The 3,854-nt window shown below is 74.1% G+C and carries 6 protein-coding genes; 4 read left to right on the top strand and 2 right to left on the bottom strand.

The annotated features are described in order from the left end of the window. The first annotated feature begins 127 nt into the window (after positions 1-127). Together C1J00_RS39950 and C1J00_RS39945 are read left to right on the top strand one after the other, a co-directional pair. The gene (locus C1J00_RS39950; RefSeq protein ID WP_102913754.1) at positions 128-511 is read left to right on the top strand and encodes a DUF8819 family protein; all 384 of its coding nucleotides are present in this window, start codon (positions 128-130) and stop codon (positions 509-511) included. A 7-nt stretch (positions 512-518) separates the two neighbouring features. Next, on the top strand, positions 519-806 hold the full coding sequence (locus tag C1J00_RS39945) for a DUF4031 domain-containing protein (protein WP_102913753.1): 288 nt from the start codon (positions 519-521) through the stop codon (positions 804-806). On the opposite strand, the gene C1J00_RS39940 is transcribed toward C1J00_RS39945, so the two are convergent. Both C1J00_RS39940 and C1J00_RS39935 read right to left on the bottom strand, forming a co-directional pair. Then, entirely contained in the window at positions 776-1,834 is a 1,059-nt protein-coding gene (locus C1J00_RS39940; protein WP_102913752.1) for a GNAT family N-acetyltransferase, read from the bottom strand. The genes C1J00_RS39945 and C1J00_RS39940 overlap by 31 nt on opposite strands. A gap of 34 nt (positions 1,835-1,868) precedes the next feature. Then, positions 1,869-2,531 carry an HD domain-containing protein gene (locus tag C1J00_RS39935; protein ID WP_102913751.1) on the bottom strand — a complete coding sequence of 221 codons (663 nt, stop codon included), beginning with the start codon at positions 2,529-2,531 and terminating at the stop codon, positions 1,869-1,871. A 47-nt stretch (positions 2,532-2,578) separates the two neighbouring features. Between C1J00_RS39935 and C1J00_RS39930 the strand changes: the two genes are divergently transcribed. Further along, positions 2,579-3,259 (top strand): maleylpyruvate isomerase family mycothiol-dependent enzyme, encoded by a 681-nt coding sequence (locus tag C1J00_RS39930; RefSeq protein ID WP_102913750.1) that lies wholly within the window; start codon positions 2,579-2,581, stop codon positions 3,257-3,259. 103 nt (positions 3,260-3,362) lie between these two features. After that, a partial coding sequence (locus C1J00_RS39925) for a copper homeostasis protein CutC (protein WP_102913755.1) occupies positions 3,363-3,854 on the top strand: 492 nt, incomplete at its 3' end.

Genomic DNA, 3,854 nt, shown 5'->3' with positions numbered 1-3,854 from the left:
GGCGGGCGGGGTGCTCGTCCCCGAGGGGCCGCCGCGTTCGCGGGCGAAAATTTCCTTCACGTCTCGGGTCACGCTTGAAAGATATTTTCGGGGCGGCGGCGGGGTCAAGAGTGCGCACAATGGGTGCATGGAACCCATCAGCCCCCTGGAGCAGGCGCTGCACGCCGCGCGCGCCCTCGTGCTGGCCGACCTCGTCGCGGGACGCGTCGCCGACGCGGATGTCGTGTCCCTGGTCGAGGAGTCCGTCAAGCAGCGCCGATGGTGGGTCGAGCAGTGGCCCGAGGGCGCCCGGTACGTGGCCGGCCTGGTCGCGCAGGACGTCCAGGACGCCCTGCTGGAGCGGTACGGCCGCTGGCCGCTGTGCCCGGTGTGCGGGGCCGGCGAGCCGCACGCGCTGGACGTGGAACCGGAGTTGGGGGCCGACCCGCACTGGGTGTGCGGCGAGGCCGGCGTGAAGGTCGCCGCGGTGGGATCGCTGAGCGAGGCCATCGGCGGGACGACGTCGTCGTGAGGCGCTCGTGACGATCTACATCGACCCGCCGACCTGGCCCGGCCACGGCCGCCTGTGGTCCCACCTCGTCAGCGACGTCTCCTACGACGAGCTCCACACCTTCGCCGCTCGCCTCGGAGTTCCCGGCCGGGCCTTCGAGCGTGACCACTACGACATCCCCGGCGAGCGGTACGCCGACGTGGTGGCCGCCGGGGCCGTTGAGGTCAGCACCCGCGAGGTGGTGCGGCTGCTGCACGCGGCGGGGCTGCGGCGGCCCAAGGGCCGCTACCCCTCGCGGGGTTCGCGCAGCTCGTAGGCCAGGTGCTCGGGGTCCTCGGCGGGCACCTGGGTGAACCCGGCCCGGGCGAGCACGTTCTGCGAGGGCAGGTTGCCCCGCTCGACCATCGCGACCACGGTCCGCACCCCGTCCTGCTTCAGCGCCCAGGCCGACAGCGCGCGCAGCGCCTCGGTGGCGTAGCCGTGTCCGCGGGCGCCCTCGACCAGGTCGTAGCCGATCTCGACCCGTCCCGCCTCGTCCGGGACGCCGTGGAAGCCCATGGCGCCGAGCGCGCGGTCGTCCTCGCGCCGGACCAGCACGTACATGCCCCACTCGGGCCGGTGGACCCCGTCCTCGTACTGCTTGTAGATCAGCCCGGCGCCGACCCGGGTGCCCTCGACCGGGCCGCCCTCGATCCACGGGTAGCCGCCGTCGCCGACCGTGGACAGGTCGGTGGCCGCCGCAGGGGTGACGCCCTCCAGGGTGAGCCGCTCGGTGCCGATCACCAGGTTGTTGTTCCAGCGCCACCCGGTCACCAGGGCGCGGCCGGGCGGTTCCGCGCGGCCGGTGGCCCACAGCAGGGCCGGCCACGGGGTGGGGCCGGGCTGGACGTGCGGGAAGATCCGGCTGAGCACGAAGTCGCACAGCTCGGGCGCCGGTTCGTACGACAGCCCCAGCCCTTCGCAGATGTCGTGCGTGTGCAGCAGCACCTCGGCCACGCCCATCGCGGCGAACCCCTCACGGTTCGCGCTGCGGAACGGGTAGGGGTGGAAGGCCCGCACGTCACGCGGGGCGGTGCGGACCGCCGCCGCGAGCAGGGCGCCCGTCGTGCTGATCACGCGCAGCGCACCCGCGTTGTCGGTCCCCTCCTCCAGCGACAGCTCGAACGGCGAGTACCCGTCCTGCTCCCGCCCCGCCAGCTGCCCCGCGTACGCGATGAGGTCCTCGGCGATGTGCACCGCCGTCTGCCGGCAGTCCCAGTCGAGCCGCCCCGCCCGTACGCCTTCCCAGTCCCGCTCGGTGACCGCCCCCAACAGCCCCACGCACTCGGCGACGGCCTGCTCCACCTGTTCCGCTCCCGTTGTCCACATGGCGGGGAGGCTACGAGACGTCGTGGGGTGGGAGCGACAGCATTTCCAGCTCGGCGGTGAGGTTGTGCCGGGCCGTGGCCTCCCACGCGGAGGTGCCGTGCGGTGTCCTGAACAGGCGGGGAAGGTCGAGGAGTTGGCGCAGGATCGCGGCGCGGCCCTCGCGGAAGGCGTCGTTCGGGACGAAGTGGTACTCCTCGCGGACGGCCGCGGTGTAGGCGGCGTACGCCGACGGGGGCGAGGCGAGGATCGCGAGGTCGGCGTCGCACAGGACCTGGCCGTCGGAGTCGTCGTCGGCGGGGTCGTGGGTGACGGTGAGCCGGACCAGGCGGGCCACCTCGGCGGTCTTCGCGTCGGGCACGCCTGCTTCGGCGAGGGCGCGTTCGGCGAGGCGGGCCGAGCGCTCCTCGTTCTCGGAGCGGTCGGGCAGGTAGACCGCGTCGTGGAACCAGGCGGCCAGCCGGACCACGTCCGGGTCGTGCGCGTACCGCTGGAGTTCGTCGACGCGGTCGAGGACCGCGGTGAGGTGCCCGACCGTGTGGTAGCGGCGCTGGGGCTCCTGCCAGCGGGCGAGCAGGTTGTCGGCGTACGGCAGCGGGTCCGGGCCGCCGGCCGGCCCCCGGGTCGCTTCCAGGGTGCGGGCGAAGCGGGTGCGCAGGGAGTCGAGATCGGCCATGGGGGCATTCTCCCGCTGAGCGGGGTTCGGCACCTAGCGTAGGGGTCATGACGACTCCTGCTGATGTGCCTGACGTACGGGACCCCGAGCAGCCCGGGCGGTTGCTGACGATCGAGCGTGACGCGCTGATCCCGCTGCTGCGGGACCGGGCCGGGGAGGACTTCGCGCTGCCTGTCGCCGCGTGTCCGGGCTGGACGGTGCGGGACGTGCTGGCGCACTGCTCGGCCGCGCTGACCCGGGTGGCGGAGGGCAGGTTCGAGGAGGGCGTGTTCTGGCCCGAGGCCAACGACCGGGACATCGCGGAACGGGCCGACTGGAGCGACGCGCGGGTCGTCGACGAACTGGAGCGGGGGATGGGCGCGGCCGGGCCCGCGATCGCCGGGGCCGGCGGCAGGCTGGACGGCCTCGCCCTCGGGGAGTGGGTGCACGCCGGGGACGTCCGCGACGCCCTCGGCGAGCCGGGGGCGTACGGCGGCGCCGGGCTGCCGGACGCGCTCGCGCTGCTCGCCCGGATCACCCGCGAGCGGGGGCACGTGCCGCTGCACGCCGACCTCGACGACCTGGACGAGCCGCTGCGGCTGGGGGAGAGCGGCGGGGAGCGGACCCCGGGCCGTTTCATCGGGGACGGGCCGACGCTCGTACGGCTGTACGCGGGGCGGCCGGTCGACGGGGCGCCGGCGTTCGAGCTGGCCGGGGTGGAGGTGAAGGAGCTGAACATCTACGGCTGAGGCAGGGCCCCGGGGGCTTCGGATCCGGTGGGGATGGGCAGCGTAGTCTTTGATTGGACTAGACCTGTCGCCGAACGCGGCGCCCGTCCGACGAAGGGGCCCCATGAGCAAGCGTGCAGTCCTGGAGGTGATCGCCCTCGGCGTCGAGGACGCGGTCGCCGCCCAGGCGGGAGGCGCGGACCGCCTCGAAGTGGTCACCGACATGGCGGCCGACGGGCTCACGCCGTCGGCCGCCACCGTCGCCGGGATCCGCCGGGCGGTCGACATCTCGCTGCGGGTGATGCTGCGGCCGGCCGCCGGTTTCGGGGCGGGGGACGTCGACCGGCTGGTGCGTGCGGCCGGTGAGCTGCGGGAAGCCGGGGCGGAGGAGTTCGTCCTGGGGTTCCTCGATGCGGGTGGTGTGGTCGACCTGGCGGCTGTGGAGAGGGTGGTGGGGGTGCTGGACGGTTGCCCCTGGACGTTCCACCGCGCGATCGACCGGGCCGCGGACCGGGACGCCCTGCGCAAGCAGCTGGACGGGATGCCGGGGCTGGACACCTACCTGACGGCCGGGGCTTCGGGTGGGGTCGACGAAGGGCTTCCTGTGCTGCTCGCC

It is taken from the genome of Streptomyces cahuitamycinicus, assembly GCF_002891435.1.
Classification (GTDB): domain Bacteria; phylum Actinomycetota; class Actinomycetes; order Streptomycetales; family Streptomycetaceae; genus Streptomyces; species Streptomyces cahuitamycinicus.
The sequence above is the reverse complement of the archived record's forward strand: the minus strand, read 5'-3'. Positions and strand labels throughout refer to the sequence as shown.

What these genes read in the sequence shown, in the direction of transcription:
- C1J00_RS39935 (WP_102913751.1), bottom strand. Translation starts at nt 2,531, where the DNA reads ATGGCCGATCTCGACTCCCTGCGCACCCGCTTCGCCCGCACCCTGGAA.
- C1J00_RS39930 (WP_102913750.1), top strand. Translation starts at nt 2,579, where the DNA reads ATGACGACTCCTGCTGATGTGCCTGACGTACGGGACCCCGAGCAGCCC.
- C1J00_RS39950 (WP_102913754.1), top strand. Translation starts at nt 128, where the DNA reads ATGGAACCCATCAGCCCCCTGGAGCAGGCGCTGCACGCCGCGCGCGCC.